We start from the raw sequence: 26321 nt of genomic DNA on the forward strand, positions 1-26321 counted from the left end.
ATCCCGAGCCGGCGTGGTTCACTCGATGGACGCCGACGCGGCTGTGTGCGGACTGGATGTTGCTGCCACCGTCGGCCGCGGTCGAGGTCAACCGCGCATACGACCGCGTCTACCCGGGTGCACTCGAGGAGGCGACAGGACTAGCAGGAGAAGTGCTGTTCGACGAGCAGGGGTGGGCTCGCGCGATGATCGGTGACCCTGCTCCTCCGGTGAGGGATCCAACTGGGCGGGTACTGATGCCCGGGATCGCGTCGGTGCCACCGCCGGGCTGGCGCTCTGCCTACCCGCAACAGGCTCTTCCGCGCCGCGGATCGTGGTTCGCGCGGCTGCGGCGGCGGTTGCGCGGTGCCATCACGCCCGCCGCGGCCGACATGATCACAGCTGGCCCTGTTCCATTGGACCGCGATCTCATTCCGACGCGTGAAACCGGACATGCTGCTGGTCAAGGGCATGAGCGTGAGAGGGAGTAGTTCAGCACAGTTGGGGTCGCTGTTGCCTGCGCGCGTGGCAACTCTCGCGCGCGTTGCGCGGCCGGCCAAGCAGGAGCAGCAGCTGACGAAGCTGCATGCCTGGCCGCTCGACCAGAACCCCGTGCCGGACCCGAAATTGTCGGTGGCGCTGAGTGTCGCCGACAGTGCGCATCTGCCGCCCGAACTCGCCTGTGTGTCCTGCCCCGCACAGCCTTCGAAGCGATGGCCGAGGCGATTTAGCGTTATGGCCCCGGTGCGCGCTGGTCGGACTGATTCGTGTTCGGGTCGGGTAGGAAGGGCGTTATGGTCTCGGCATTCGATCGGCACTTGGACGCATTCCGCGGTTATCAGGCCACGCCGTGGGGTCGGCTGCGCTACGAGCAGGTCGCAGCCAACCTTGGCCGCCACCTGCCGGACCGGCCATCGCTGGCGGTGCTCGACGTGGGCGGCGGGAATGGCTTGGATGCGGTGCGCTTGGCCGCTCTGGGACACCGCGTGACTATCGTCGACATGTCGCGGGCCTCGCTCGATGAGGCCATGGCGCTGGCCGCGGCGCACGGTTGCGCGGATTCGATCGAGACCCGATGCGCAGACATCGCGGATCTGACCGCTGTGGCGGTGTGCGATTCGTACGACGTGGTCATGGCCCACAATGTGCTGCAATACGCGCCGCGCCGAGCCGAAGCGCTCGAGTCGATGGTGTCGGTGCTGCGGCCGGGCGGACTGCTGTCGGTGCTCGTGCCCAACCCCGCCAGCGACCCGTTGACCGCGGCTGTGCGGCGCGGGGAGCTGGATGAGGCGGTGCGGCTGCTGGACGCTGCGACCCGGACGTCGGTCACCTACGACACCGAGATCGACGCCGTCACCGCGACCGAGTTGGCTGCCGAGTTGGTCGCCGCGGGTCTGGGTCGACCGGTCCGTTACGGGGTGCGCGCGGTGTGCGATCTGATCAGTGACGACGACGCCAAACACGATCCGCAGTTCTTCGCCGAGCTGTTGCGGCTGGAGAATCTGCTCGCCGACCGGCACCCCTATGTCGAAACGGCCCGCTTCGCCCATCTGATCGCGGCGAAACCCGAAGCGACACTACCGGACAGTGTGGCTGACCTCGAGGCGCGCCGTGTGCCGATGGATCTGGCCGGCTACGAACGGCGGGTGCGGGCCGAGCAGTGTTTCGTGTGCGCCTTCCTGGCCGGCGAGCCCGGCTACGAGCACCACACGGTCTTCGACGACGGCGAGCATGTCGCGTTCCTGAACCGGTATCCCACGTTGCCCGCCTATGTGCTGGTGGTGCCGCGCCGCCACGTCGAAGACGTGGTGGGCGATCTCACCACCGAGCAGTACCTGCGGCTGCAATCGGTGGTGCACCGGATCGCCCGCGCCGTCGCCGCGGTGACGAATCCGGAGCGTACCTACGTGATGTCGCTGGGCGCGAAACTCGGCAACGCGCATGTTCACTGGCACATCGCCCCGCTGCCGCCCGGCGTGCCCTACGCCTGCCAGCAGCTCTACGCGGTCGACGCATCCAACGGCATCCTCGACTACAACGACACCGAGATGACGCAGTTCGCGACGCGGATCCGTGCAGCACTGGCCGACGACTCATGACTGCGATCCGCTCGGCTCGGGACGGCTCGGGCTGGACTCGGCGCACACGCACAATCGGCGCGGCGATCAGCTGATCGCAGAGTTTCGCCAGCCGTGGGTAGCGGTCGATGAGCGTATGCCTTTGCGGCTGACCACCAACCTGCACCCCGCTGACCGAGGTGACTATGCCACCGAACAGTCTGTCCGCTCAATGCTCGCTCGGCTCGCCGCGACATTGGCCGATATGACCTCTGTCCGCGAAAGAAAGCTCTGCACAACGATTCCCACGGATAAGCGGCGTGCGGCCGGTAGTATCCACAGGGGCGTGCATGCCCGGCAAAGGGATGATGTGGGCCGCAGGCCCGATACCACGCAGTCGCCCGCACTACTCGGCAAAGGTGTCCATCATGGGTCTTCTAGCCAGCAACTCCGACCGAGAGAAGATCGTCACCGAGCTGCCCGAACAGCTCCACGAACAGCTGAAGGCCAGAGCAGGCCAGTTCGGCCTCGAGGTCCAGACCGCCGTGGAACAAGCCATCGCCGGATGGCGCGAGCTGGAATCAATACCCGCCACCATTGACACGGCGGGGGCCGAGTCGTTCGCGACCTTCCTCCCAATCGGACAGAGGCGGAATTCCGGAGTATCGCCCAACAGCGCCGCGTGCCGCTGGTTCAGGGGGTCGCCCAGGCAGTCCACATGTGGCTGGAGGCCAACCGCCCAGCGGAACTACCCAGGCGAGACTCGATCATCTTCGGCTGAGCCGACCAGAACATTCAGTAGTTCTGGTTCAGCCGAGTGTGGCATACATGCGATCACCGCGGCGGCGCTGGGCTCGTTTACGACCGCCGATATCCGCAGCCACAATTGCAGAGGTTAGCGCAATGGATAGGTGGAAGAATGAACCGACTTAAAAAGCTGGCAGCGGCGCTCTGTGTGGCTCCTATGGTGATTCTGGCGCTATCTGGCCCGTCAGCGCAGGCCGATAACTCTTGGGCTACCGGCCATTTAGTGGGGGCGGCTGGTAAATGCATGGCCGTGAGTGGGGGCGGCTCAGCAGATCGTACGCCGATCGTGTTGGCGGACTGTACCGGCGCAGTGAACCAGCAATGGGTGGTTCAGCCTGACGGCTCCCTGACCGCTCTTGGCAAATGTCTCGGCCTTGTCGGCACCGGAACCGGGAGTGGAACACTGACCCATCTGTATACTTGCAACGCAACAAAAAGACAGCAGTGGAGGTCGGACGGATCGAGGCTGCGTAACGTGCATACGGGTAAATGCCTGGATATCGTGGACGGCTCCACCGATAGCGGTGCCCGGCTTCAGATCTGGGAATGTCACGAGGGGGCGAACCAGAAGTGGAGCCTCCCTAGGACCGGCCCTGTCGTCGGGCCTGGCGGCAAGTGCATGGACGTTTACGGGGGCTCAGATGCCGCGGGCACATCGATTGTGTTGTGGCCCTGCCTTGGGGGAGCGAACCAGAGGTGGACCGTTAACGCAGACGGCACGCTGCAAATCCTCGGAAAATGCCTTGACGTAGACGGTGGCGCCACGAAGAACGGCACGCGAGTGCAGTTGTGGCCCTGCAATGGAGCCGAAGCGCAGCGGTGGGAAAAGGGCGGAACACCAACGCGTTCTACGCTCCGTAACCCTCAGTCGGGTCGATGCCTGGACGCCGAGGATGTTTCCGATGGCACCCAGCTGCGGATTTGGAACTGCCACGGGCAGCCGTGGCGACTTCCGGCCCACATCAAGTAGAACAACTCTACCGAAGACCAAAAGCACAGACCTACCCGACCGACTGTATCCATTGTTACGGCGAGACTTTCCAGCACGGCTATAGACGGTCTGGGAACGCGATACCAGACATGGAGAGGATGGAGAAGATGAAAACCTGCCCGGCGACGGTACCGCGGCGCGTTGGGCGAGCGGCCCTGATCTCGATCATGACCCTCGGAATTTTTTCGATAATGACGCCGACAGCCTCTGCCAACGAGATCATCGAGATTGGCGTCTCGGATCCGTCCGGTTGGGAACTATTGACGGAATGCGAGAGCCATGGCATGAACTGTACATTTACCGTCCAAGGGACAAGTGACGTGCTCGAGACGCCGAGAGTGCCATTCAAGCAGGTGGGTTCCTCGGCAAAAAATTGCAGCTCGGCCAGCCTGGTGCAGACCGTCGCATGGAGTGATGAGACGAGAGCTGCGTACACCTTCGGCGTGAACGTCGGCCCGAATGTGGCGAATATTGCCTTCGGAGCATCATCCGAGACCGCACACACCGAAGGCGGAAGCACTCAGGTGACGGTGGACCAGGGGACCATTGCTTTCGTCGAACGCGCGCAAATCATGAAGATCTATTATGGTTACCTTGAGACTCCATATATGCAAACTTACCCCGACGGGCCTCCTGATCAGAAGTATCGGATCTACACTGGTATCTTCAAAGCTGTCCCGGATGGAACAGACGGTAAGCATTCAACTATTCAAACAACGACTCGCAGTCTGAGTGATGAAGAAAAGTCGACCTGTTAGCCCAACCAGTGACTCAAGGATTTTACCTGGGAGGGTCTGCGGCCGAAGGTGTGTGGATGCCGAGACCTGGTCAGGTCAAGCTGGAAACGGATGAGCGATTGTCCGACCGCATCGCGGTCGGGCTGTCGACGTGGACGTTTCCGCCGGAGTTGGTGGATCGTGTGGTGGCCGATTTCACCCGCCGACCAGGCAGTGCCGCCGACGAGCCGTCCACGAGCCCTCTGGGCCAACGTCCTCAATTGCCGCGAGGCGCGGTTACCGAACGCCAACAGTTGTCGTCGTTCGTAACGACGCCGTGTGCCGACTCACGGCGGTCGTCGAGATTCACGGACCACTGATGTTAGGCGACAAACAGTGGCACACCCTCGGCTTAGCAGCGAATGTGTCCACGGCCAACTCGTACCCAAGTTCGGGATCCAACCGGCAGCATCGATCGGGTTGTGCACGACGGTGTTGCGAGAATCAGCGAACAGGCCACGAAAACGTGGAAGGCTCTGGGCGACCCGGATTTTCAGGCCAAGATGGCGAGGGTGCTCGACCTCTACGACCATCCGCCCGCCGACGGCCGCGTGGTCTGCGTGGACGAGTTCGGGCCGCTGAACCTGCAGCCCCGCCCCGGCCGCGGCTGGTTCACCGCCCGACGGCCACGCCGGTTGCGCGCGACCTACCGGCGCACCCAGGGCGTCCGGCACATGTCCGGTGCGTTGCGTTCAGGCCAGTTGTACTACCGGATCCCGGACCGGAAACGGTGGACGGAGTTCCTGGCGTTCCTGAAATCGCTGCGAGCGCGCTGGCCGGGCCGGAAACTGTCTCTGATCTGGGACAACTACTCGGTCCACAAACGCGCTGAGGTCAAGGCGTGGTGCACGGCGAACGCGGTCGAGCTGGTGTTCCTGCCTACCTACTCCTCGTGGCTGAACCGTATCGAGTGCGAGTTCGCCGCGCTGCGGTACTTCGCGCTGTGAACGGCACCGACCACCGCAGCCACGGCGAACAAGACGAGGCGATCAGCACCTACATCCGCTGGCGCAACCAGCACGCCCGACCCGTCCGCGACTTCGCCGTCGGATCCAAGATCCGGCACCCGGATTACCTACCGAACGTTGCCTGACACAGCACTAGGTTCGAGTGGTGCCAGAAATACCGGGGTGGTGAGATCCACCAACTCTACGGTGCTGTCCTGCGCTCGTCGCCGCACCTCCTCGATGGTCCACTCATTCGGAAGCGTGCCCTTGTCCACCACCTGATTCTTGCCGAAGCGACGCCATTCTCCTCGTCCGGGTCGACGAACCGACCCTTGATGAACGCCTCGCCTCCAGTACAGAGGGGCCGGTGCTGCTGACCCTCGAGCCACCTGTCCAGCGCACCGCACCGGACACCCCGAGTCAGGTCGGTAGTTTCTGATCGCGGGAGAGAAGCCTGTTGGAGGCGGGGCCGAGGCTGGGCACGCTCGGCCGCTGTGAACTGGACTGCCGCTGATCAAGCCTTGTTAAGCATGGTGTGGCCAGAGATCAGTCATAGCTGGCGATGAGGTGGTTGATCTCTACGGCAACCCAGCAACCCCTCCGTGTCGCATCCGCACATCGGCTCCTTGAAAGCGATGTTTGAGCGCATATCGCCTGCGCATCGGACTGTTCCACCACACTCCGTTCCCACCGCCGGAGGTGTTCGCTGCCCTGCCCGCCGCAGACGAAATCCTCTGCTCGCTCGCGAAGTTGGATTGGGCTGGTTTTCACACCGATGCCTTCGCCGACAACTTTCGACAAACTCTGGTCGGCCAGCCCGCACTGCCAGCCTTGGGTGTGCATCCGCTGGGTATCGACCGTCCAGCCATCGAAGCACTCGCCCGCAGCCGCGCCTCGCGCATACGACCGAGCCGACACGCATTGGTGCTCTCTGTCGAACGTCTCGACTACACTAAAGCCCCTGTACACAAAGTCGACGCCATAGCGGCGTTGCTCGACCACCGCCCGGACCTGCACGGCCGACTGGTGTTCCGGCTCGTCTGCCCACCACCGGAACCAGGCATTTCCGCATACGACACCACTCGCCGCACTCTCGAGCGACGCACCACCGAGATCAACGACGCCTGGCGTGTCGGCAGTTGGCAACCAATCGACTATATCCCGCATAATCTGCCGCTCCCGGAGGTGATCGACCACTACCTGGCCGCGGACGTGTTCTGGGTAACGTCCCTGCAGGACGGCATGAACCTGACTGCGAAGGAATTCATCGCCGCCCAGTCGGCGGTGACCGGACCCGGCTTCCGCCCCGGGGTGCTGGTGCTGTCCCGCTACGCCGGTGCCGCAACCGAACTCGGCGACGCCGCCCTACTCACCGACCCGAATTCCCCCGAGGACCTCACCACCACGCTGGCCCGCGCCCTGTCCCTCGACCGCACCGAGCGCCGCACTCGCGCGAAACGTCTGTCCCGCCTCTTGGGCCACGACCGGCCCATCGACTGGGCAACCCGCATCATCGGCGCCATCCGCGCCCACACACCCGGCCCGGCCGCAGTGCCGATCACCTGTGGCGCAAGTCAGCGCCATGAGCCGCACCTACTGCCACGACCGAGTGGCCGACCTGGAACCACGGTTGGCACTGGATGACTACGTAGCGCTGCTTATGGAGAACCGGCTGACCGTCGTTGACACCGCTGACCTGTCCGACCGGATGAGCGAACGTGTTCCAGAGCCAGTCGCTGGCCGCTGTCATGCGGATCCGGTAGCCGCGGCAGCGGCGATTGGGACACGACTACATGTGTGCATCACCCCAGTTACTGGGCCGGGGGCACTACATGCGGTGCCGAAATAGTCGGTAGGCCAACATATTTCGTCCGACTTTGCCGATCTCGATCGAGATATTCGGATATTATCCCCGCATGCTGCCCGGCCTACCCCGGGCCGACTCGAAGCGGCGGTGCGGCTGAGCCCGGCGCCGGCTACCTTCGACTGGCAGTTCAGGAAGGAGAATCTGCATGGATCTCGAATTGACCGGCAAGACAGCAGTTGTCACCGGAGCCAGCCGCGGTATCGGATTGGCCATAGCCGAGGCATTGACTGCCGAAGGCGTGCGGGTCGTCGGTGGCGCCCGCACCATCACACCTGAACTGGAGAAGGTAAGTATCGCTGCGGTGTCAGCTGATCTGAGCACTGCGGAGGGAGCGACGCGGCTGATCGACGGTGCACTCGCCGAGCTCGGCGGTATCGACATCCTGGTCAACAACGTGGGCGCGGGTGATGCGGATCTGCTGGGACTGGGCGGCTTTCTCGATGTCACCGACGATCAGTGGCGAAATCTATTCGACCTCAATCTGTTCAGCGCCGTATGGGCCACGCGGGCAGCACTGCCTAGCCTACTGCAACGGCGTGGATCGATCGTGAACATATCCTCGATTTTCGCCCAAACCCCTACCCCCGGCCCAATCGGCTACAGCGAGGCCAAGGCCGCGCTGACTGCCCTCAGTAAACGACTCAGCGACGAGTTCGGCCCGCACGGGGTGCGCGTCAACACCGTATCGCCTGGTGTGGTGGGTAGTCCGCTGTGGCGCGGTCCGGAAAGTTTCGGAACAAACGTCGCTGCGGCACAGGGTATTTCTCATGCCGAACTACTGGAGAACCTCGGTGATATTTTCAATATCGCCTCCGGCCGGATCTCCGAGCCGGAAGAGGTCGCGGCACTGATCGCCTTCCTCGTTTCCGATAAGTCTGCCAATATCGTGGGGGCGGACTTCGTCATCGACGGCGGCACCATCAAGACTGTCTGACACCCGCACGAGCCGACCGAGGCCGGTGCAGCGGCGTCTCTGCTATATGCGCGTGCCCGGTTGCGGGACCAACCGCTCGGCGCCATCCCAGGGCCATGCGGCCTTGTCGCTACGGATGAGGGTAGTGCGGTAGCCGTGCTGACCGGCTCGATCTGGCAGATTTGTCGGTGTCCGGCGGAGCGTTGATACACCACGTCATTCGCGGTGGTCCGCGGTGTGTTCTTTTCGGTGTCGCGGCCGCCGCTGGTGTGTCAGTGTCGGGTGACGCGGGATCCGTTGAGGGAGTTCGTCTTCGGAGAGTCAGCACGGAGCGTGAGTCGGCGGTTGCCGAGATGGTTGATACCACAGCTGTGGACCCGGTGATTCCGGCATTTCTCCCCGAGCACGCCTAGCCGCTCGATATGCTGGACCTGCACTCGGTCGTGTCAGGACGAGTTCGCTTCTCGGCTGTAATGTCAAGAGAGAAAGAGTGTTCAGGAACATGATCTCTGATTTTCTCGACCGCAAACTCAGCAAGCGCTTCCATGCCTACGACGTGAATGGGGACGGTGTTATCGAGCGCGGCGACTTCGCGCTCGCGGTGGAACGTATGGGACAGGCCTTCGGACGGGAACCCGATGACCCCGAGATGCAGCGGGTCGCGGAGTTGAATTTCGCTGTGTGGGATCGACTGGTCGCTCATTGCGACGCGAACAGCGACGGGAAGGTAAGCGAAGAAGAGTTCAAAGAAGCATCTCTGTCAGGTTCGTTGGAGACGGTCGACTCGTTCGAAGAAGACTACCTTCCCCTGATCAACGCGGCTCTGGACATCGCGGACGCCGATCGTGACGGAAAGCTGACCGCGACCGAGTTCACTCTGTGGGCCGGTTCACTGCTGAACCATTCGCAGCCCGAGATCGATGAAATTCTCCGTCATTTCGATCGCGACGACGACGGACTGATCTCACGAGAGGTCGTCCTCGCCTCGATCCGCGAATACTTCTTCAACGACTCGCCGGACTCGGCGGGAAGCTGGGTGGTCGATCCGTCTCCCGGCCAATAATCCCGAGGATTCGGGGGAATTCGTTTCCGCCGTTGGGCGGCCTTTTCATCCCTGCGCTCCCGGCGGCCTCCGGGAGCGCAGGGATGATTCTGTATACTCGAAATCTCACTCGCATTGCTCTGGCGCATACCTCATTCCGCGAAAAGTTTCCGAATACAGCTATCGCTGTCACCGTGGCTGTGTGTTATCGGTCTGCAGGCGCTTCCAGCACGGCATCGGCGTTGGCGTGGGGAACTTCCATCGTTTGAGAGGCCGGTGGGGTGGTAGTTCTGCTCCGCAGAAGTTCTCTGCCCAGTTGGTGTGCCAGAGCGGCGGAGTTCGGATGGTCGAACAACGCATCGGTTCCCATGTGTAGGCCGGTGATTCGGTTGAGGCGGTTACGGAGTTCCACAGTGGTGAGCGAGTCGAAGCCGAGGTCTTGGAACTTTTCGTCGGGAGCGACCGTGTGGCCGACGGGGTATCCCAGCACATCGGCTGCCTGAGTGAGAACCAATTCCAGCACGAGACGGTGTTGTTCCGCCGCGCCGGCTCCTGCCAACCGCCGCGCCCAGGATGATGGCCTGTCGTGGTGTGCTCGCAAGCCGACAGGGAGGCCACGGCGCGGAACGAGGTCGCGCAGCAGCAGTGGTTGCTCGCGATGGGATGAGCGCAAAACGGCCAGATTCCACCGCATCGCGGCTGTCATCGCTCGTGCGCTGCCTCTGGCCGCATCGAACAGCGTCAAGCCTTCGGTGACCGACAGCGCCACCACTCCGCCACGGATGAGACGTTGCTGCCTGATGTGGTCCACCCCCCTACTGATTCGTGAAGGCGGTGCCCACAGGCCCCAGGCCACCGAGCAGGCGGGGAGACCTTCTGCGCGCCGGTGGTAAGCCATGGCGTCGAGGAAAGTGTTGGCGGCGGCGTAGTTTGCTTGGCCCGCGTTGCCGAACAGGCCCGCGCCGGACGAGAACATGATGAATTCCGCGAGGTCCAGGTCGCGGGTGAGCTCGTGCAGGTGGATGGCGGCATCGAGCTTCGGCCGCAGTACCCGCTCCAATTTATCGGTGTCGAGCGATTCGAGTGTCCCGTCGTCCACGGTGCCCGCCGCGTGCACGACAGAACCCAGTGAGGGTATCGACGCCAGTAGTGCGGCGACTTCTTCTCGATCCGAGACATCGCAGGGAACGATGCGGATTTCGGCGCCGACCGCGGCCAGTTCGGTGGCGAGATCAGGTGCGGTTTCGGTCGTCGTTCCGCTCCGGCCGGCCAGTACCAGTCGGCGCATTCCGTGTGCGGTCGCGAGGTGTCGGGCGAGGATAGTTCCGAGTGTGCCGGTGCCTCCGGTGATGAGCACGGTTCTCTCGGGATTCGGCTCGACCGGGACGGTCAGTACTACCTTGCCGGTGTGCCGGGCATGGCTGACGAATCGCAGTGCCTCACCTGCCTGCCGGATGTCCCAGGCGTGAATCGGCAGCGGTCGGATGGCTCCGTTCTCGATCAGAACGACGAGCTCGGCGAACTTTTCCTCGAGGCGAGCTGGTCCCAGGTCTCCTAGGTCGAAGGGTTGGTAGCTCACTCCGGGATGTTCGGCGGTGACCGTTCGAGGCTCACGGACGTCGGTCTTGCCCATCTCGATGAAGCGCCCGCCCTGGCGGAGCAGACGCAACGAGGCGTCTGTGAATTCCCGAGACAGGGCATTGAGCACTACGTCGACTCCACCCCCAGCGGTGGTGCGGTGGAAGTGTTCTTCGAACTCGAGCGTGCGCGAAGAGGCGATGTGCCGGTCGTCGATGCCCTGCTCGTACAGGGCTTCCCATTTGCCGGGGCTGGCCGTGGCATACGCCTCTGCCCCGATGTGCCGGGCCAGTTGCAGGGCGGCCATGCCCACCCCACCGGCGGCGGAATGGATGAGGACCGATTCCCCGCGCGTCAGGCCCGCCAGGTCCAGCAAGGCGTAGTGGGCCGTCAGGAAGGCGATAGGGAACCCGGCTGCCTGGGCGAATGACCAGCCGGCGGGGATCCGGACCAGGGCCCGGTGGTCGGCATCGACCGATGACGCGAAGCCCCCTGAGACCACGCCCATCACTCGATCGCCCTGGACGAATCCGGTGACCCCGGTACCCACCTCTGTCACCACCCCGGCTACCTCGCGCCCCATCGTGGCCTCGCCCGGGTAGATGTCCAAGGCGATCATCACATCGCGAAAGTTGACACCTGCCGCTCGCACCGAGATCCGGACCTGGCCCGCTCGAAGCGGACCGTGCGACCGTGATTCGAGGGTCCATCGGTCGAGATCGCCCGGCTCCGTGGGAGCGAGACGCCACGGTGAGCCGTCGGCGGGCCGCCGGAGCTCGTCGGTCGCGGTGTCCGCACGTGCCAACCGAGGCACGTAGAGTGTGTTCGCCCGGAAAGCCGACTGCGGCTGTCCGGACGCGCGAGCCGCGGCCAGCGCTTGGGGTAGGTCGGCGCCCTTCTCCACGTCGAGCAGCAGGATCCGCTCGGGGTTCTCGGTCTGCGCGACCCGGACCAGTCCCCAGATAGGTGCACAGGCAAGGTTTTCCACGCGATCTCCTGAGATGGCGGACACTGCCTCTCGGGTCACTACGACAAGTCGAGTTCCGGCGAAACGATCGTCTGCGAGCCAGGCCTGGAGCAGGTGCAGAATCTGGGCGCTCATGACGTGTGTTCGCCGGATCAGCGTGCTGTCCTCTTCCACACCGACGTACGGAACCAACACGACATCCGGTACGGGTGTCCCCCCGGCCACCGAGAGGACGAACGCTGACCAGTCGGGCGCCGCCACGACCGAGTGTCCGTTCGCTTCGAGCGCCGCGGCCATAGGGAGTCGGTCGGGACCCAGTACGGCGTAGGCACAGTCATCGGACCACGCCCATGCGTCCGGCTCGGGGGCGCGGACCCAGTCGAGCCGGAACAGGGCTTCGGCGGCGGATTGCTTGCCCTCTCCGGCCGGCATCGCCGGCCGCAGAACGAGCGAGGCGACCTCGATGACCGGACTGCCGGCCTCGTCTGTCACGGTGAGGGACAGCTCGATCGAGTCCTTGGTGTCGGTCCTCCCTGGCCGGAGCCTGGCCCGCAGCACGGAAGCACCGGGTGCGTACCGATCGACGCCGCTCCACGAGAAGGGCAGCCACAGTTCGGCCGGTCCGTCGGCGAATCGTGCCACTGCGAACCGAGTCGCGTGCAGCACTGTGTCGAGTAGTGCGGGATGTACGCCGAACCCGCTCGGGGGGAGCTCCTCCGGGAGTCTCGCCTCCACATACACGTCCGTTTCCAGCTGCCAGGCGGAGCGTAGGCCACGGAACGCCGGCCCGTAGTCCATCTCACGTTCGGCCAGTTGCCGATAGAGATCGTCGAGTGGGATCGGCACGGCATTCGGTGGGGGCCACGGGGCGTCCCCAGCCCGCGACCACGCCGACGACTCGGATGGTAGCCCGGTGGCGGGGGCTACGGTACCGGTCGCGTGTCGTGTCCATGAACCGGGCTCGGCGACATCGGGATCGGCTTCGGGCCGAGCGTAGATGGTCAGCTGCCGGTCCCCGTTCTCGCCTGGCGGACCGACCTCGACTTGGAGCAGCACCTCGCATTCGTCGGGCACCGGCAGCGGAGCGTGCAGGATCAGCTCGTCCAGGCGATTACAGCCGAGTCGTTCGCCGGCGTGTGATGCCAGCTCGAGCAGTGCCGTGCCGGGGAACACCGCAGTGCCTCCGATGGCGTGTTCGGAAAGCCATGGGTCGGTCCTGGGTGTCAGTCGGCCGCTGTAGACGTGCCCGCCCGAACCGGCGAGTTCGACCGGAGCCGTCAACCACGGGTGGTCGGCGACAGCGGGGGTGACGGGGACGGCTCGGCGTCCGACCACCGCTCTCTCGGGCCAGTACCGATGACGCTGGAAGGCGTACGTGGGTAGGTCCACCTGCCGTGGCCGTAGCGCGGCGAAGAGGGTGTCCCAGTGCAGCGTCACACCGTGGATGTGTGCCCTGGCCAGTGCGGTCGTCATGGCCGAGGCCTCGGGCCTGCGGCGGCTCAGGACCGGGCCGAACGACTGTGCCTCGGGCAGGCAATCGCGGACCAGAGCGGTCAGCACGCCATCGGGGCCGACTTCCAGGTATCCGGTCACACCGTCGGCGTTCATCCGGCGCAGCCCATCGTGGAAGCGCACTGTCTCCCGGACGTGCCGAACCCAGTATGCCGGGGAACACGCTTGTTCCGCTGTGAGCGGAGCGCCGGTGACATTCGAGATGAGCGGGATACGGGGCGGGGCATAGGAGAGTTTCTCGGCCACCTGCCGAAATCGCTCGAGCATGCCGCCCATCCGCGGAGAGTGAAAGGCGTGGCCGACTCGCAGCCGCTGCGTCCGACGGCCCGATGCCTCCCAGTACGCGGACTGATCGGCGATTGCCTCCTCATCCCCGGACAGAACCACAGCCCGTGGACCGTTCACCGCGGCGATCGCCAACTCGTGCTCGTGACCGGCCAGTGCCTCGGCGGCTTCTTGCTCGCTCGCCGCCACCGCCAGCATCGCGCCGCCCGCGGGCAACTCCTGCATCAGCCGGCCTCGTGCCGCGACCAGCGCGCAGGTGTCCGCCAGCGAGAGCACGCCCGCGATATGCGCCGCGGCGAGCTCTCCGACAGAGTGGCCGAACAGCACGTCCGGCCGTAAGCCCGCCACCTCGAGGAGACGGAAGAGCGCGAGCTCGCAAGCCAGCAGCGCTGGTTGGGTGAAGTCGGTTCGGGCGAGCAGCGCGGCATCCGGTGACCCCTCGTCGGCGAAGACGACCTCCAACAACGGCCGGTCCAGCAATGGGTCCAGATGCGCGCAAACGGCGTCGAGGGCCTCGGCGAAAATCGCAGAGCGGTCGTACAGTTCCCGGCCCATGCCCGCGCGTTGAGCGCCTTGACCGGTGAACAAAAACGCGATCTTGGGGTCGGGCACGGCGGTGCCGAGGATCACTCCGGGCGTCTCGCGATCCTCGGCGATCGCCTGCATGCCCTCGAGGTAGCCGTCCCGGTCGGCGGCGAGCACCACGGCGCGGTGCGGGAACGCCGTGCGGGTGGTGGCCAACGTGTAGGCCACGTCCACCACCGACAGATCCGGGCGAGAGCGCAGGTGGCCGACGAGCCGATCCGCTTGGGCGCGCCGCGCGAGCGCACCCCGACCGGACACCACCCAGGGCACGGTCCCGGGCTCGGGTGCCGCGACCGGATGCGAGCCGGTGTCACCGACGGGCTCGCGAGCTTCCTCGAGGATTACGTGCGCATTGGTGCCGCTGATCCCGAACGAGGACACCCCGGCGCGGCGTGGCCCTTCGAGTTCCGGCCACGGCCGTGTCTCGGTCAACAGTGACAGCCCGCCCGCCGACCACTCCAGCGGCGCCGGTCGGTCGACGTGCAGCGTCCTGGGCAGCACTCCATGGCGCATGGCCTGTACGGTCTTGATGATTCCGGCGATTCCGGCGGCAGCCACCGTGTGGGTCAGATTCGATTTCACCGATCCGAGCCACAGCGGCCGTTCGGGGGTGCGGTCGCGGCCGTAGACCGCCATGAGTGCCTGTGCCTCGATCGGATCGCCCAGCTTCGTTCCGGTGCCATGGGCCTCGACCATGTCGATGTCGTGCGGTGTCAGGGCGGCGTTGGCCAGCGCCTGGCGGATGACGCGGCGCTGAGCCGGTCCGTGCGGGGCGGTCAACCCGTTGCTCCTGCCGTCCTGATTGACCGCCGTCCCGCGGACGACGGCGAGTACCCGATGGCCGCGTCTGCGGGCGTCGGTCAGCCGCTCGACCAGCAGCATCGCCACCCCTTCGCCCCAGACGGTCCCGTCGGCGCCCGCGGCGAACGCTTTGCATCGCGCGTCCGGCGCCAGGGCGCGTTGCCGGCTGAACTGTACGAAGGGTTGCGGAGTGCACAGGACCGTCACGCCTCCCGCGATGGCCAGCGAGCACTCGCCCGCCCGCAGTGCCTGACCGGCCAGGTGCAACGCGACCAAGGACGACGAGCACGCGGTGTCCACCGTCAGAGCCGGGCCTTCGAAACCGAAGGTGTAGGCCACACGCCCGGAGGCGACCGCGAACGAGTCGGAGGCACCCACGAATCGCCCGGCCGTGTCCGACTGCTGTGTCATCGAGTCGTATCCGAAGGTACTCATCCCGAGGTATACGCCCGTCGGGGTAGCGCGCAGGGTGGTCGGGTCGATGCGAGCGTGTTCGAGCACCTCCCACGCGGCTTCCAGTACGAGACGCTGCTGTGGGTCCATCGCTACCGCCTCGCGGGGAGAGATACCGAAGAACGCCGCGTCGAACATGTCGGCATCGGCTAGGAAGCCGCCGTGCCGCACGTAGCAGGTGCCCGCGCGGTCCGGGTCCGGGTCGAACAGGTTGTTCAGGTCCCAGCCCCGATTCGTCGGGAAGGGGGACACGGCCGAACGTTCCTCGGTGACCAGGCGCCAGAGGTCGTCGGGGGATGCCACGGCACCGGGCAGCCGACAGCTCATACCGACGATCGCCAGCGGCTCATCGGTGGCGGCGGGTGTGGCGTGGAGCGTGGCCTCGGTGATTCCGGATGCCGCCGCGTCCGAGGCCGTCAGTACGGACCGCAGATGCTCGGCCAGCGCTCGTGGCGTCGGATACTCGAAGACGGCGTTCGCCTCTATGGGAACGTCGAGCGCCTCGGCCAGGAGGTTGGCCAGCCGCACGCCGGGCAGCGATCCCAGGCCGGAGTCCCAGAATGCTCTGTCGACCGGGATGGCGGCACGCTTGTTCCCGATCGCTCGGGCGGCCGCGTCGCGGATCAGCTCGATGAGCCGCCGTTCGCCGTCGACGGAGCCGGATTCGAAGTCGTTGAGATACAGACGATCTGAGGGCACGAGCGGCTCGTCGCTACGGTTCAACGCGCACTCCCTTGGTGGGCCGGTACATCACCGATCTGTTACAGCGTTCGCTGACAAAGACTCTCGAATCACGCGATCGGGCCCTCGGACCCGCATCGCCATAGAAGAATGACTGATATCGTATCGCGTTGCCGAGTCGAATACCGTTGGTATCGAGAGGGTTTCATATGCCAAGTTTTCCGGAACCGGTGCTGGAAACGCCCATCGGAGAGACGCCCGACACCGCCGAGTTCTTGGCCGCCGCCATGCGCTGGCACTTCGGGCCGGAGACCGGCTCGACCTTCTGGCTTCAGCGCGCCGCGACCCTCGGCTTCGACCCGGTGCGCGATGTGCGGTCCCTCACCGATCTTCGACTCTTTCCCAATGTCGTCGACGAACTGCGCACGGTGCCGGTGGAGCATCTGATCCCACGTGGATACGGCGGAGGCGTCTCGGTCTTCGGTGTCTACGAGAGCGGGGGCACCACGGGCAGCCCCAAACGCCTGCCCTTCCTCGCCGACTGGATGGACCGCGTCATCACCTGGGCGATGCGGGACATGGACGCACGAGACCACCCGCGTAACGTCAACTGGCTGACACTGGTTCCGAGCGGGCCGCAACTGTTCGGCGACTGGACTGCGGAACTGGTCCGCCGCCGGGGCGGGGTCCGTTTCTGCATCAACATGGATCCTCGTTGGGTGAAGAGGACGATCGGCGCAGGCGAGACCGATATCGCGGATCGGTACGTCGATCATCTGATCGCTCAGAGTGCGCACATCCTGCGCAGTCAGCAGGTCGGGGTACTGGTATCCACGCCTCCCCTGCTGGAGCGCCTGTGCCGCGACGAGGAACTGGTCGATCTGATCAACGCCAAGGTGCGGCTGATCGTCTGGGGCGGAGCGCGAATGGATCCGGACACCCGCCGGGTACTGCGCACCGACGTGTTCCCCGGCGTGGAACTGTACGGCTACTACGGCAACGTCACTATGCTCGGCACCACGATCGAACGCCCCGGTTCCGATGACGCGCGGTGTATATTCGACACCTTCTCGCCGCACATCGTGCTCTCGGTCGTCGATACCACTACCGGAGAGCCTGTCGCCTACGGCGAGCACGGCCAAGTGATCGTGAACCATATCAGCCGGGCCATGTTGCTGCCCAACAACTCAGAGCGCGATCTGGCCATCCGGATCGAGCCGCCGGTTGGACAACTCGGTGACTCCGTTGCCGACATCACCTCGATGACCTCCTTCGCCGGGGAAACGGTCATCGAGGGAGTGTATTGATGGCCGCCCCGGCGCAACTCGACGTGCTCGGTCCACGGGGTGCATTCCGCGCCCTCACCCGCCATACGCTCGAAGACGTGACCGGCACACCGGCGGCGGAGCTGAGCCTGGCTCCGCCGGTGTTCGTGAGTCGCGCTCTCACCGCCCTACGCCGAGCGCCCACCCCGCCGCGGCGCGAGCGAATGGCCGCGCTGGCCCGCGCGGGTCACCTGTTCGCGGAGGCCTCTCTGGGCGGATTGTCACCTGAGGATTACCAGTACCTGGTCTGCAGGGTCAGTGGAGTACCCGCCGCGGTGGTGCGACGCGCGACGCGGTGGATCGAGAGCTGCGCCGTGGGAGCGGACCGTGCCGCGGCGGATGCGTGTCCCCGCGCGGCGGCGGGAGAGGATTCCGCCATCCGTTCCGGCTCGGAGCCGGAAACCCGGCACATCAGGTGGGCCCGGCGCGGCGATGTCCTGGCGGTCGGTGCGGCAGGCAATCACCCTGCGGTGCAATCGCAGTGGCTGGATGCGCTGGCACTCGGTTATCGGGTCGCCGTGCGGCCCTCGTGGCACGAGCCGTTCACCCCGCACCGGCTGGTTGCCGCGTTGCGGGCGGCCGGGTTCGGCGCCGACCAGGTGATGCTGCTGCCGACCGACCAGGAGGGCGTCGATGCCCTGATCGGCGGCGCGGACCTGGCCGTGGTGTACGGCCGTGACATGGCCGGTCGGTACGCGGCGGACCGTACGGTGGCCACGCACGCGGCCGGAAGGTCGAAGATCCTGCTCACCGGTGAGGACTGGCGCGACCATCTGGACATGGTGGCGTACTCCGTAAGTCATGACGGGGGCACCGCGTGCGTGAACGCGACGGCGGTCTTCGTCGAGGGTGATCCCGCGCCCTTCGCCGAAGCCCTCGCCACGCGGCTGGCGGAGCTGCCGAGTTCGCCGCCGGAGGACGATCGGGCCGTGCTGCCCGTACGCCGGCTCGAGGAGGCGCGGGTGATCGAGAAATACCTGCTGCGCCATGCGCAGAGTGTCCGGACATGGCTCGGCGATGACGGGATCGTGGATCCGTTGGGCGACGGCAGCGCTGTGCTGCGCCCGGCGGTGTTCCAGCTGGACCGGGCCGACGCCCCCCGGGCCAACCTGGAGCTGCCCTTCCCGTGTGTCTGGGTCGCCCCATGGTCGCCGTCGGACGGTCTGGCGCCCCTGCGGGACACCCTTGTGCTCACAGTGGTCACTTGCGACGACGCCCTCATCGATCGCCTGGTGGCCGAGCCGTCGATCGGCAATGTCCATGTCGGTAACCATCCGACGTGCGCGATGGAGCCGGGGCATCCGCAAGACGGGTACCTCGCCGAATTCCTCATGCGCAGCAAGACGGTAGTGCAACGAAAGAGGTGATCGCCTGACCGAAAGGAGTTCTCGGTGGACACACGCCGCTTGGGTAGCTTGACCGTTGGTGCTCAGGGCCTTGGTTGCGCGGGGATGAGCGAGTTCTACGGAGTCACCGACGACGACGAGTCGGCGGCGACCATCCACCGCGCATTGGATCTCGGTGTCACACTGCTCGATACCGCCGACATCTACGGCAGGGGCGCCAACGAGGAGTTGATCGGCCGGGTGATCGCCGGGCGCCGCGACGAGGTGATGATCGCGACGAAGTTCGGTCTTGTCCGCGCCGACGACGGATACGCCAGAACTGTGCGCGGAGACGCTCGTCATGTGCGACATGCGTGCGAGGATTCGCTACGACGCCTCCGCGTGGACCATATCGATCTGTACTACCAACACCGCGTGGATCCGACGGTACCGATTGAAGAAACCGTTGCCGCAATGGCGGAGCTGGTGACCCAGGGCAAGGTCCGCGAGCTGGGCCTGTCCGAGGCCGGGCCGGCGACCATTCGGCGAGCGCACGCGATCCATCCGATTGCCGCCGTGCAGTGCGAGTGGTCACTGTGGACCCGCGATCTCGAGCACGACGGCGTCCTGAGCACGTGCCGGGAACTCGGCGTCGGCCTGGTAGCGGCCTCTCCGCTCGGTCGCGGCTTCCTGACCGGGCGGTTCACCTCGGCCGCGGACTTCGGGCCGCTGGACTTCCGAAGGATCACGCAACCGAGGTTCGCCGACGGGAATCTGGAACGCAACCTACCGATCACGGCCCGATTGCGGGCGCTCGCCGACCGGTATGGCGTGACCATGGCTCAGCTGGCGCTGTCATGGGTGCATCACCGAGGCCAGGACGTGGTGGCGATTCCCGGAACCAAGCGCCGATTCTATTTGGAGGAGAACGTTGATGCGGCCGGGCTAGTCCTGTCCGCTGCGGATCTCGCCGCGATCGAGGCGGCGGTACCCAGGTCCATGGTCGTCGGGGAGCGTTGCGATCCCGCGATGGCCCGTCAACTCGGCCTGTGACGCCGGCCGGTCACGCTGTCTCCCTGCGGTCGGCGCGGCATCGGCCGAAACCCACCAGCAGCGAGTCCAAGGACCGGACGGACAAGTTCTCCCTCCACCGGATCTCCTCACCGGCGGGCAGGACAACGGGCGCGACCCGGCACAGCTCCTCGAGCACGATCTCTGCCTCCATTTGTGCGAGCGTGGAGCCAGGGCAGGTGTGGATCGAATGACCGAACGCGAGGTGACGGTCGCTACCGCGTCCGATATCGAAGCGATCCGGTTCCGGGAAGGCCGAGGGATCACGGTTGGCCGCGCCGGCGTGGAAGTAGATGAGGCTGCCCTTGCCGATCCGTGTGCCCCGCAGCGTCAACTCCGCCGTCGCCATGCGGGAGATCCGCTGGACCGGGCTCTCGAATCGGAGGACTTCCTTGACCGCGTTGCGGATTCCGCTCGGGTCTCGACGCAATTGTTCGAATTGCTCCGGATGCCGCAGCAGCAGCAGTATTCCGTTGCCGATCAGATTGCTCGTGGTCTCGAATCCGGCGAAGACCATCATCAGGCAGACTGCGACGATGTCGTCGTCGCTCAGCGATGGGTCGTCGACCAAAGCGCTCAGTAGATCCGCGCGCTGTTCCCCGCGCCGGGCGCGCACCAGTGGGCGCAGCAGGTCGGTCGTCTGCCGAACGGTGTCCATCGCGGCCTCCGCCCGAGGCAGATAGGCATGGGGCGCCGCCCCGAAGAAATCGACGATGTCGACAGCGCACCGCTTGAGCAACTCGACCATGTTGTCGGGTACGCCGAGGATCCTCGATGTGACGTACAACGGAAGCGGCAGGGCCAGATCCGCGATGACGTCCATGCCGCCGCGTTCCACCGCCCCACGCAGAATGGTCCGCGCGGTATCGCGTATCAGCGGTTGGAAACCGGCGACGATCGTCGGTCTCATCGCACGCGTGACCGGCGTGCGCAACCGCGCGTGCTCATGGCGGTCCAACATCAGCGGCCAACGGCGCAGCACCAGGGACAGCGGCTCGAACCGGTCCCGCTGCTCTGCGGGGAACTGCGCGAGGCGTGGGCTGATCCGGTCCGCGGAGATCGCCGGATGGGCCAACCCGAAGCGCACATCCTCATACCGAGTGACCACCCAAGCATGGAGCTGCTCGCTGAATGTCACCGGCCGGTTCTCGCGCAACCTGCCGAGTACAGGGTATGGATCGGTTCGGGCCTGAGTGCTGAGCAGATCATACGCGGCCTCCGCCATGGTTTTCCTCCTTGAGATCAAGTCCAGGAGGAGGCCGCTGGTACGGCTCTCACGCCTGCCATCAGGTAGTCGTAGTCGACGCGGACCGACGAGGAGGGCACCCCGAGCAGCGCGACGATCCGGGTGTCGTCATACCGGCGACGGTGGCTCAGCATTCCCGAAGTGGGTGTTCTGTCGAGGAACGCTTCCAGCGCGGTCCGCTCGGTGGGCGGTGCCGCTCCGATCACCAGCCGCAGCGGAGCCAGCGCCTCCATGACGTCCATCAACACCCGCACCGGGACGTCATGGCCGTGCACGACGTGGTATGTCTCCACCCGGCCGGTGTGCTCGAGGTCGGTCAACCGCGCCATGACCTGCGCGGCCCGCTCCACCGGCACGAAGTTCAGGTGCGCCTGTGGATGACCGATGGCGCGCACGACCGTTCGGGATGCCCCGCACGTTGTCGGGCAGAAGCGCCCGACGGCCGCCCGGATGGTCCGACCCAGAGGCAACAGGGGATGCGGCGGTAGACCCGCCTGCGGGGGGCGGTTCGTCACCAATATGCTGGGCCGCACCACAACAGCTGGCCGACCGTAGCGGCGGGACCACGTTCGTATCAGTGTTTCCGCCTCGAATTTCGTCTGCTCGTACGCGTTCTCGAAACCGGCCGTCCCGTCCAGTTCCGACTCGTACACCACGCCATCGCGTCGTGCGCCCGCTACGAATGCGGTGCTGACGTGGCACAGCAGGGGTTGGCGTTCCCCGGCGGACACCAGATCGAGTACGTGGCGGGTGCCGGCGACATTGACCGGGCGGAGCGCACTCAGATCGTCGTGCATTTTGATACTTGCGGCGCTGTGCCATACGACGTCGATCGCATCGGCCAAGTCGCGGAACGCCGCGGGGGAAAGACCGAGGCGTGGCAACGACACGTCCGACTCGACTATGCGCATCCGGTGGGGCAGCGCATCGATCAGGCTACGCGGTTCCCCCACGAGCTGGAGGAATCGCGTGATGCGATCCAGCGCGGCTGGATCGCGAGCCAACACGACGAGGTCGTGATTACGAGCAAGTAGCTCGCGAACGAGGTGAAGACCGAGAAAGCCGGTCGCACCGGTTATGGCGACAGAAGACATGTCGACCTCCGCTGACAGCAAGAGCAATGTAAGACTACAGGCTCATCCGATACATGTCCTGCATTGGCGCACAACGGAATAGGACGAAAGTTCGCGCAGTCACCGTCGTCCACCTCGGCGGGCCCCCGGCCCGTGGCGGCCAGGGTCCGTGATCGCCCTGTGTGTCGTCGAGGTCACGTCGCAGACGGCTTCGGACCGACATGACCGGCGGCGAGCAAATGTCGCAAGTGTTCCGAAAACAACACCGGCGGACCCGCCATCCCGACCGGCCGGGTTACAGCATCAACCTTCCTGGACGCGGCACTAGTGTGTCGCGCCTGAAATTAGGCCAGTAAGTATGTAGTCTGTTTCTGTGTCGCATCGTGGGCCTTCTGCTGTCGAGATTGTGCTGTCGGATGTCGAGCGTGCCGAGCTGGTGCGCAGGTCGGTGTCTGGGGATCGGCGTGAGGCCGAGCGGGCGCGGGTCGTGCTGGCCTGCGCCGAGGGGATGTCGAATGCCGGTGCGGCACGGGATTTGGGTCTGGCTGTGGGGACGGTCGCGAAGTGGCGGCGCAAGTTCGCCGCCGAGGGTTTCGCTGGGCTGCATGATCGCGGCCGTGAGGGGCGGCCGAAGGCCGAACTGGTGTTGAGCGATACCGAACGCGCGCAACTTGTTTCGTGGGCCAGACGGGCCAAGACGGCCCAGTATCTGGCCATGCGGGCGAAGATCGTGCTGGCTTGTGCCGAGGGTGCGACGAACAAGCAGGTCGCCGCCGACCTCGGTGTGGATGAGTCGAGTGTGATCCGGTGGCGGGGACGCTTCGTCGCTGACCGGCTCGATGGCCTGGGCGACGAGCCGAGGCCGGGTCGGCCGCCCTCGATCCTGCTCGACCAGGTCGAAGACGTGGTCGTCGCGACACTGGAAACGTTGCCCGGCAAGGACACTCACTGGTCGCGTGCCTCGATGGCCGAACGGACCGGGCTGTCGAAATCGACCATCGGCAGAATCTGGCGGAAATTCGATCTCAAACCGCACCTGCAGGATTCGTTCAAGCTGTCCACCGACCCGCTATTCGTGGAGAAAGTGGTGGATGTCGTTGGCCTGTACCACAATCCGCCCGAGAAGGCGATAGTGCTGTGCGTCGACGAGAAGAGCCAGATCCAGGCCCTCGACCGCTCGCAGCCGGTGCTGCCGATGACCATGGGCACGCCCGAACGCCGCACCCATGACTACCTGCGCCACGGCATCACCAGCCTGTTCGCCGCGTTCAACATCGCCGACGGCACCGTCATCACCGAACTCCACCGCCGCCACCGCGCCGCCGAGTTCAAGAAATTCCTGGCCACCATCGACAAGGCCGTGCCCCGCGAACTCGACGTCCACCTGGTCTGCGACAACTACGCCACCCACAACACCGCCGAAATCAAGACCTGGCTGGCCCGGCATCCCCGCTTCCACATCCACTTCACCCCCACCGGATCGAGCTGGATGAACCAGGTCGAACGCTGGTTCGGCCTGCTCACCGACAAACTCATCCGCCGCGGCGTCCACACCTCCGTCAAGGCCCTCGAAGACGACATCACCGACTGGATCCAGACCTGGAACGACAACCCTCGCCCCTTCCGCTGGACCAAGACCGCCGACGAGATCCTCAAATCCCTCGCCGACTACCTCGTCAAAATCAACCCGCCAGCCCCCAAAACAAAACAGTAACTTACTGGCCTAATTTCAGGCGCGACACACTAGCACCGCTGGATCAGGGCCCGACCTCTCGCGACTTCTGTGGCGCATCATTGTTGCGTCTGATGCAACCGCAAAGTACCGACCGCCTGTCGGACTAACACGCCGCAGGGCGGGCAACTGATGAACAGGATTCAGGTCATAAGATCAGCGTGCATATCCATTGAGGCGCCGTGAGCGGAGGAACGATGGGTGCCGAACCGCAGCAACAAGCCGGGGAGGGGGCGCAACGTGATTCACCTGCGGAGCTGGACACCTCGCCGGGGCCACCCTCGGGCCATGGGCCCGTTTCGGAGGCCGGTTCAAGGCCGGCGCCGGAGGTTGGGTCTCGTAGTGGGCGGTATGCGCTGATTACAGCGCTGGTCACCGCCGTGATCTCGAGCTTTGTTTCTGCGGGTGCAGCCGTCTACGTGAGTATCAACGAGTCGAACCGAAGTAGTCAGCTGGCCGCATCCGAGGCGGCAAGGGAGAGTCGCCAGAAGTTGTACCGAGAGTTCCTCAGCACTCTGAACCGCTATGAGGCAGCATTGTCCGAAATCAGCCATTTGCTGATCGAGCCGACCACTTCACCAGATCTCCAAATCGAGAAGCTGGGGGAGGTCGGCAAGACCCAGATTCTGTTCGTAGACGCTTTGAACACCGTATGGATGACGGGAAGTGATGACATGTTTATGATCGCGGACCGATTTGTGACCCGTATCGCCGTTTTTAGCAGCGATCACTATGGCCCCTTCGTCAGTCGGTACATATCAAAAAACACCTACCCCACTTGGGGCGATGATGAGTGGCGAAAAGCCACATCTTCTCTGGGGAAAGCGGCTCTGGACTTCCTCGCAGACCTAGGAGAGATCACCAGCGACTTCCTGAAACAGGCGCGAAAGGACCTCGCTTGAGCGCCCCGACTGGGAGTGCAACGACTGCAACTGGCCGGAACCGGGCGAAGCTGTCGGCCACTGATCTACTACCTGCTGGCTAACCGCTTCGCAAAGACTTTGCCGAGAATTGCATGCCGCCGTCGCGACCCGTGTGGGAACGAGCCACCACTGACGGCTGGCCACCCGTTCTGACGAATAGCGCAAGCTTCGAATACATGCACGCCACCGGTGGCCAATGGGCACGTCGCACTGAACGTCCGACAGTGAGTGCCCTGGGACTGCGTCAAGCCAGCGTGAAGTCAGTGGCCCGTTCGCCCGACTGGGCTCCGGACGCGAATTCTCCGTTGAACGTGTGCGGCCGTGTGAGCCGGGTGGATGTAGCTGCATTCCTGCAGGGTTGGGGTGAGGTCCGCGCTGGCGTGGATGTGGTCGTAGCGGTAGCCGTCGCCGGTGCGCCCGACCAGGAGTGTTCGATCAGCTGCGGGTGCGGGGTCCGGAACGCATCGATCAGCCCGCAGTCGGTGGTGAGACGACGGTAGAAGTCGTATTCGGATTCGACGAAGAAGCGGTAGCGCGGTTGATGGTCGGGTTCGAGAACGTTCAGGTCGCCCACGAACACCGTTGGTCTCTCGGTCGCGCGGCGGCGAACAGGTGGTGGAGCGTGTTCGGTAAACCCCGCCGCGGCAGGTCCCGGCGTCCGGGTCCGGCTGTCCACGACGATCTCGTCCGCCGGGAATTCGCTGCGGATCGTCCGAATGTGTTGTGGTGCACCGATATCGAGCGCCACGAGGCGTTCCTGAACCCTGCGGTGTGGAAGGACACCGCCACCGATCGGTCGCTGTCGATCGGTTGAAGCTGAGGACAGTTCGCGCCGTGGGATGACGGTGCGGACGGGAAGCGGTCCTGACAACGACGAGGCGGGCCAGCATTGCCAGATGGTCCGGGCTCGGCAAGCGAGACGGAAAGGCGTACGTGAGGAACCAGCGGCTGAACGCCCCTCGAGAGAGCCACCAGCTCGAACCTGGCGGATGTGGGCTGGATAGCAGCGCGCATCCGAACGACGGTGTCGTGCGGAGAACTCCTGGATCGGTCGATGTCGCTGGTCGGGAGGCCATGGTGAAGGTCTGCGGCGTAACCGTGGCGAGGCTGCAGGGGCATAGCTGGGCGCCGACCCCGTCGAAGGGTTCGGGAGTGAACGTGGGAACCACCTCGGCGGTCCCTGACTTGGGCGGCCGCCAGCCGCCCGGTGGGAAGGCTCATCGCCGGCCGATGCTGTCGGGGTGGGGCGGAGGACCCGTAGTAGTCCGGGGCCGGGAAAGCCGGTCACATGGCGAAGGGGTCCAGTGTGTTCGCAGCGTCGACGCATCATGGGGAGGCCACTGGTGAATACCGGTGATCCGGGAATCGTTTTCGCCGAGGCGGAG

The 26321-nt window shown here is 65.1% G+C and carries 15 protein-coding genes and 1 pseudogene; 13 read left to right on the forward strand and 3 right to left on the reverse strand.

Annotated elements, in window-relative coordinates; translation table 11 throughout:
* Nucleotides 1-773 precede the first annotated feature (773 nt).
* From K8O92_22775 to K8O92_22805, 7 genes and pseudogenes are all read left to right on the forward strand, one after another.
* Complete coding sequence (locus K8O92_22775; GenBank protein UAK30709.1) at nucleotides 774-2078, forward strand: methyltransferase domain-containing protein; 1305 nt, start codon at nucleotides 774-776, stop codon at nucleotides 2076-2078.
* 877 nt (nucleotides 2079-2955) lie between these two features.
* Nucleotides 2956-3813 (forward strand): ricin-type beta-trefoil lectin domain protein, encoded by an 858-nt coding sequence (locus K8O92_22780; GenBank protein UAK30710.1) that lies wholly within the window; start codon nucleotides 2956-2958, stop codon nucleotides 3811-3813.
* A gap of 119 nt (nucleotides 3814-3932) precedes the next feature.
* Nucleotides 3933-4592 carry a hypothetical protein gene (locus K8O92_22785; GenBank protein ID UAK30711.1) on the forward strand — a complete coding sequence of 220 codons (660 nt, stop codon included), beginning with the start codon at nucleotides 3933-3935 and terminating at the stop codon, nucleotides 4590-4592.
* Between the two features lie 470 nt (nucleotides 4593-5062).
* A pseudogene (locus K8O92_22790) lies at nucleotides 5063-5703 on the forward strand (IS630 family transposase).
* A 493-nt stretch (nucleotides 5704-6196) separates the two neighbouring features.
* Nucleotides 6197-7201 (forward strand): trehalose-6-phosphate synthase, encoded by a 1005-nt coding sequence (locus tag K8O92_22795; GenBank protein UAK30712.1) that lies wholly within the window; start codon nucleotides 6197-6199, stop codon nucleotides 7199-7201.
* 368 nt (nucleotides 7202-7569) lie between these two features.
* Complete coding sequence (locus tag K8O92_22800) at nucleotides 7570-8358, forward strand: SDR family oxidoreductase (protein ID UAK30713.1); 789 nt, start codon at nucleotides 7570-7572, stop codon at nucleotides 8356-8358.
* 481 nt (nucleotides 8359-8839) lie between these two features.
* Complete coding sequence (locus K8O92_22805; GenBank protein ID UAK30714.1) at nucleotides 8840-9400, forward strand: EF-hand domain-containing protein; 561 nt, start codon at nucleotides 8840-8842, stop codon at nucleotides 9398-9400.
* Nucleotides 9401-9584: 184 nt separating this feature from the next.
* On the opposite strand, the gene K8O92_22810 is transcribed toward K8O92_22805, so the two are convergent.
* Nucleotides 9585-16259 (reverse strand): SDR family NAD(P)-dependent oxidoreductase, encoded by a 6675-nt coding sequence (locus K8O92_22810; protein ID UAK30715.1) that lies wholly within the window; start codon nucleotides 16257-16259, stop codon nucleotides 9585-9587.
* Between the two features lie 191 nt (nucleotides 16260-16450).
* Between K8O92_22810 and K8O92_22815 the strand changes: the two genes are divergently transcribed.
* From K8O92_22815 to K8O92_22825, 3 genes are read left to right on the forward strand one after another with little or no spacing between them, the layout of a single operon-like run.
* Nucleotides 16451-17548: a phenazine antibiotic biosynthesis protein gene (locus tag K8O92_22815; GenBank protein UAK30716.1), complete on the forward strand. Its 1098-nt coding sequence runs from the start codon at nucleotides 16451-16453 to the stop codon at nucleotides 17546-17548.
* Complete coding sequence (locus K8O92_22820) at nucleotides 17548-18933, forward strand: aldehyde dehydrogenase family protein (protein UAK30717.1); 1386 nt, start codon at nucleotides 17548-17550, stop codon at nucleotides 18931-18933. The genes K8O92_22815 and K8O92_22820 overlap by 1 nt, the downstream gene beginning before the upstream one ends.
* A 24-nt stretch (nucleotides 18934-18957) precedes the next feature.
* Nucleotides 18958-19944 carry an aldo/keto reductase gene (locus K8O92_22825; GenBank protein ID UAK30718.1) on the forward strand — a complete coding sequence of 329 codons (987 nt, stop codon included), beginning with the start codon at nucleotides 18958-18960 and terminating at the stop codon, nucleotides 19942-19944.
* A gap of 10 nt (nucleotides 19945-19954) precedes the next feature.
* Here K8O92_22825 and K8O92_22830 read toward each other — a convergent pair whose 3' ends face one another.
* Both K8O92_22830 and K8O92_22835 read right to left on the reverse strand, forming a co-directional pair.
* Nucleotides 19955-21187, reverse strand: coding sequence for a cytochrome P450 (locus tag K8O92_22830; protein ID UAK30719.1), 1233 nt, complete (start codon nucleotides 21185-21187; stop codon nucleotides 19955-19957).
* A 17-nt stretch (nucleotides 21188-21204) separates the two neighbouring features.
* Nucleotides 21205-22302, reverse strand: a complete 1098-nt coding sequence (locus K8O92_22835; GenBank protein UAK30720.1) for an SDR family oxidoreductase — start codon at nucleotides 22300-22302, stop codon at nucleotides 21205-21207.
* A 352-nt stretch (nucleotides 22303-22654) separates the two neighbouring features.
* Here K8O92_22835 and K8O92_22840 point away from each other — a divergent pair, with 352 nt between their 5' ends.
* The 3 genes from K8O92_22840 to K8O92_22850 all read left to right on the forward strand — a co-directional run bounded on the left by K8O92_22840 (nucleotide 22655) and on the right by K8O92_22850 (nucleotide 25750).
* Nucleotides 22655-23995, forward strand: a complete 1341-nt coding sequence (locus tag K8O92_22840) for an IS630 family transposase (protein UAK30721.1) — start codon at nucleotides 22655-22657, stop codon at nucleotides 23993-23995.
* Nucleotides 23996-24210: 215 nt separating this feature from the next.
* The gene (locus K8O92_22845) at nucleotides 24211-24915 is read left to right on the forward strand and encodes a hypothetical protein (GenBank protein ID UAK30722.1); all 705 of its coding nucleotides are present in this window, start codon (nucleotides 24211-24213) and stop codon (nucleotides 24913-24915) included.
* Between the two features lie 448 nt (nucleotides 24916-25363).
* Nucleotides 25364-25750 (forward strand): hypothetical protein, encoded by a 387-nt coding sequence (locus tag K8O92_22850; GenBank protein ID UAK36100.1) that lies wholly within the window; start codon nucleotides 25364-25366, stop codon nucleotides 25748-25750.
* The last annotated feature ends 571 nt before the right edge of the window (nucleotides 25751-26321 follow it).

This window comes from Nocardia asteroides, from assembly GCA_019930625.1.
Classification (GTDB): Bacteria; Actinomycetota; Actinomycetes; order Mycobacteriales; family Mycobacteriaceae; genus Nocardia; species Nocardia sputi.

What these genes read in the sequence shown, in the direction of transcription:
- K8O92_22815 (UAK30716.1), top strand. Translation starts at nt 16,451, where the DNA reads ATGCCAAGTTTTCCGGAACCGGTGCTGGAAACGCCCATCGGAGAGACG.
- K8O92_22800 (UAK30713.1), top strand. Translation starts at nt 7,570, where the DNA reads ATGGATCTCGAATTGACCGGCAAGACAGCAGTTGTCACCGGAGCCAGC.
- K8O92_22830 (UAK30719.1), bottom strand. Translation starts at nt 21,187, where the DNA reads ATGGCGGAGGCCGCGTATGATCTGCTCAGCACTCAGGCCCGAACCGAT.
- K8O92_22820 (UAK30717.1), top strand. Translation starts at nt 17,548, where the DNA reads ATGGCCGCCCCGGCGCAACTCGACGTGCTCGGTCCACGGGGTGCATTC.
- K8O92_22785 (UAK30711.1), top strand. Translation starts at nt 3,933, where the DNA reads ATGGAGAAGATGAAAACCTGCCCGGCGACGGTACCGCGGCGCGTTGGG.
- K8O92_22805 (UAK30714.1), top strand. Translation starts at nt 8,840, where the DNA reads ATGATCTCTGATTTTCTCGACCGCAAACTCAGCAAGCGCTTCCATGCC.
- K8O92_22780 (UAK30710.1), top strand. Translation starts at nt 2,956, where the DNA reads ATGAACCGACTTAAAAAGCTGGCAGCGGCGCTCTGTGTGGCTCCTATG.
- K8O92_22835 (UAK30720.1), bottom strand. Translation starts at nt 22,302, where the DNA reads ATGTCTTCTGTCGCCATAACCGGTGCGACCGGCTTTCTCGGTCTTCAC.
- K8O92_22775 (UAK30709.1), top strand. Translation starts at nt 774, where the DNA reads ATGGTCTCGGCATTCGATCGGCACTTGGACGCATTCCGCGGTTATCAG.
- K8O92_22845 (UAK30722.1), top strand. Translation starts at nt 24,211, where the DNA reads ATGGGTGCCGAACCGCAGCAACAAGCCGGGGAGGGGGCGCAACGTGAT.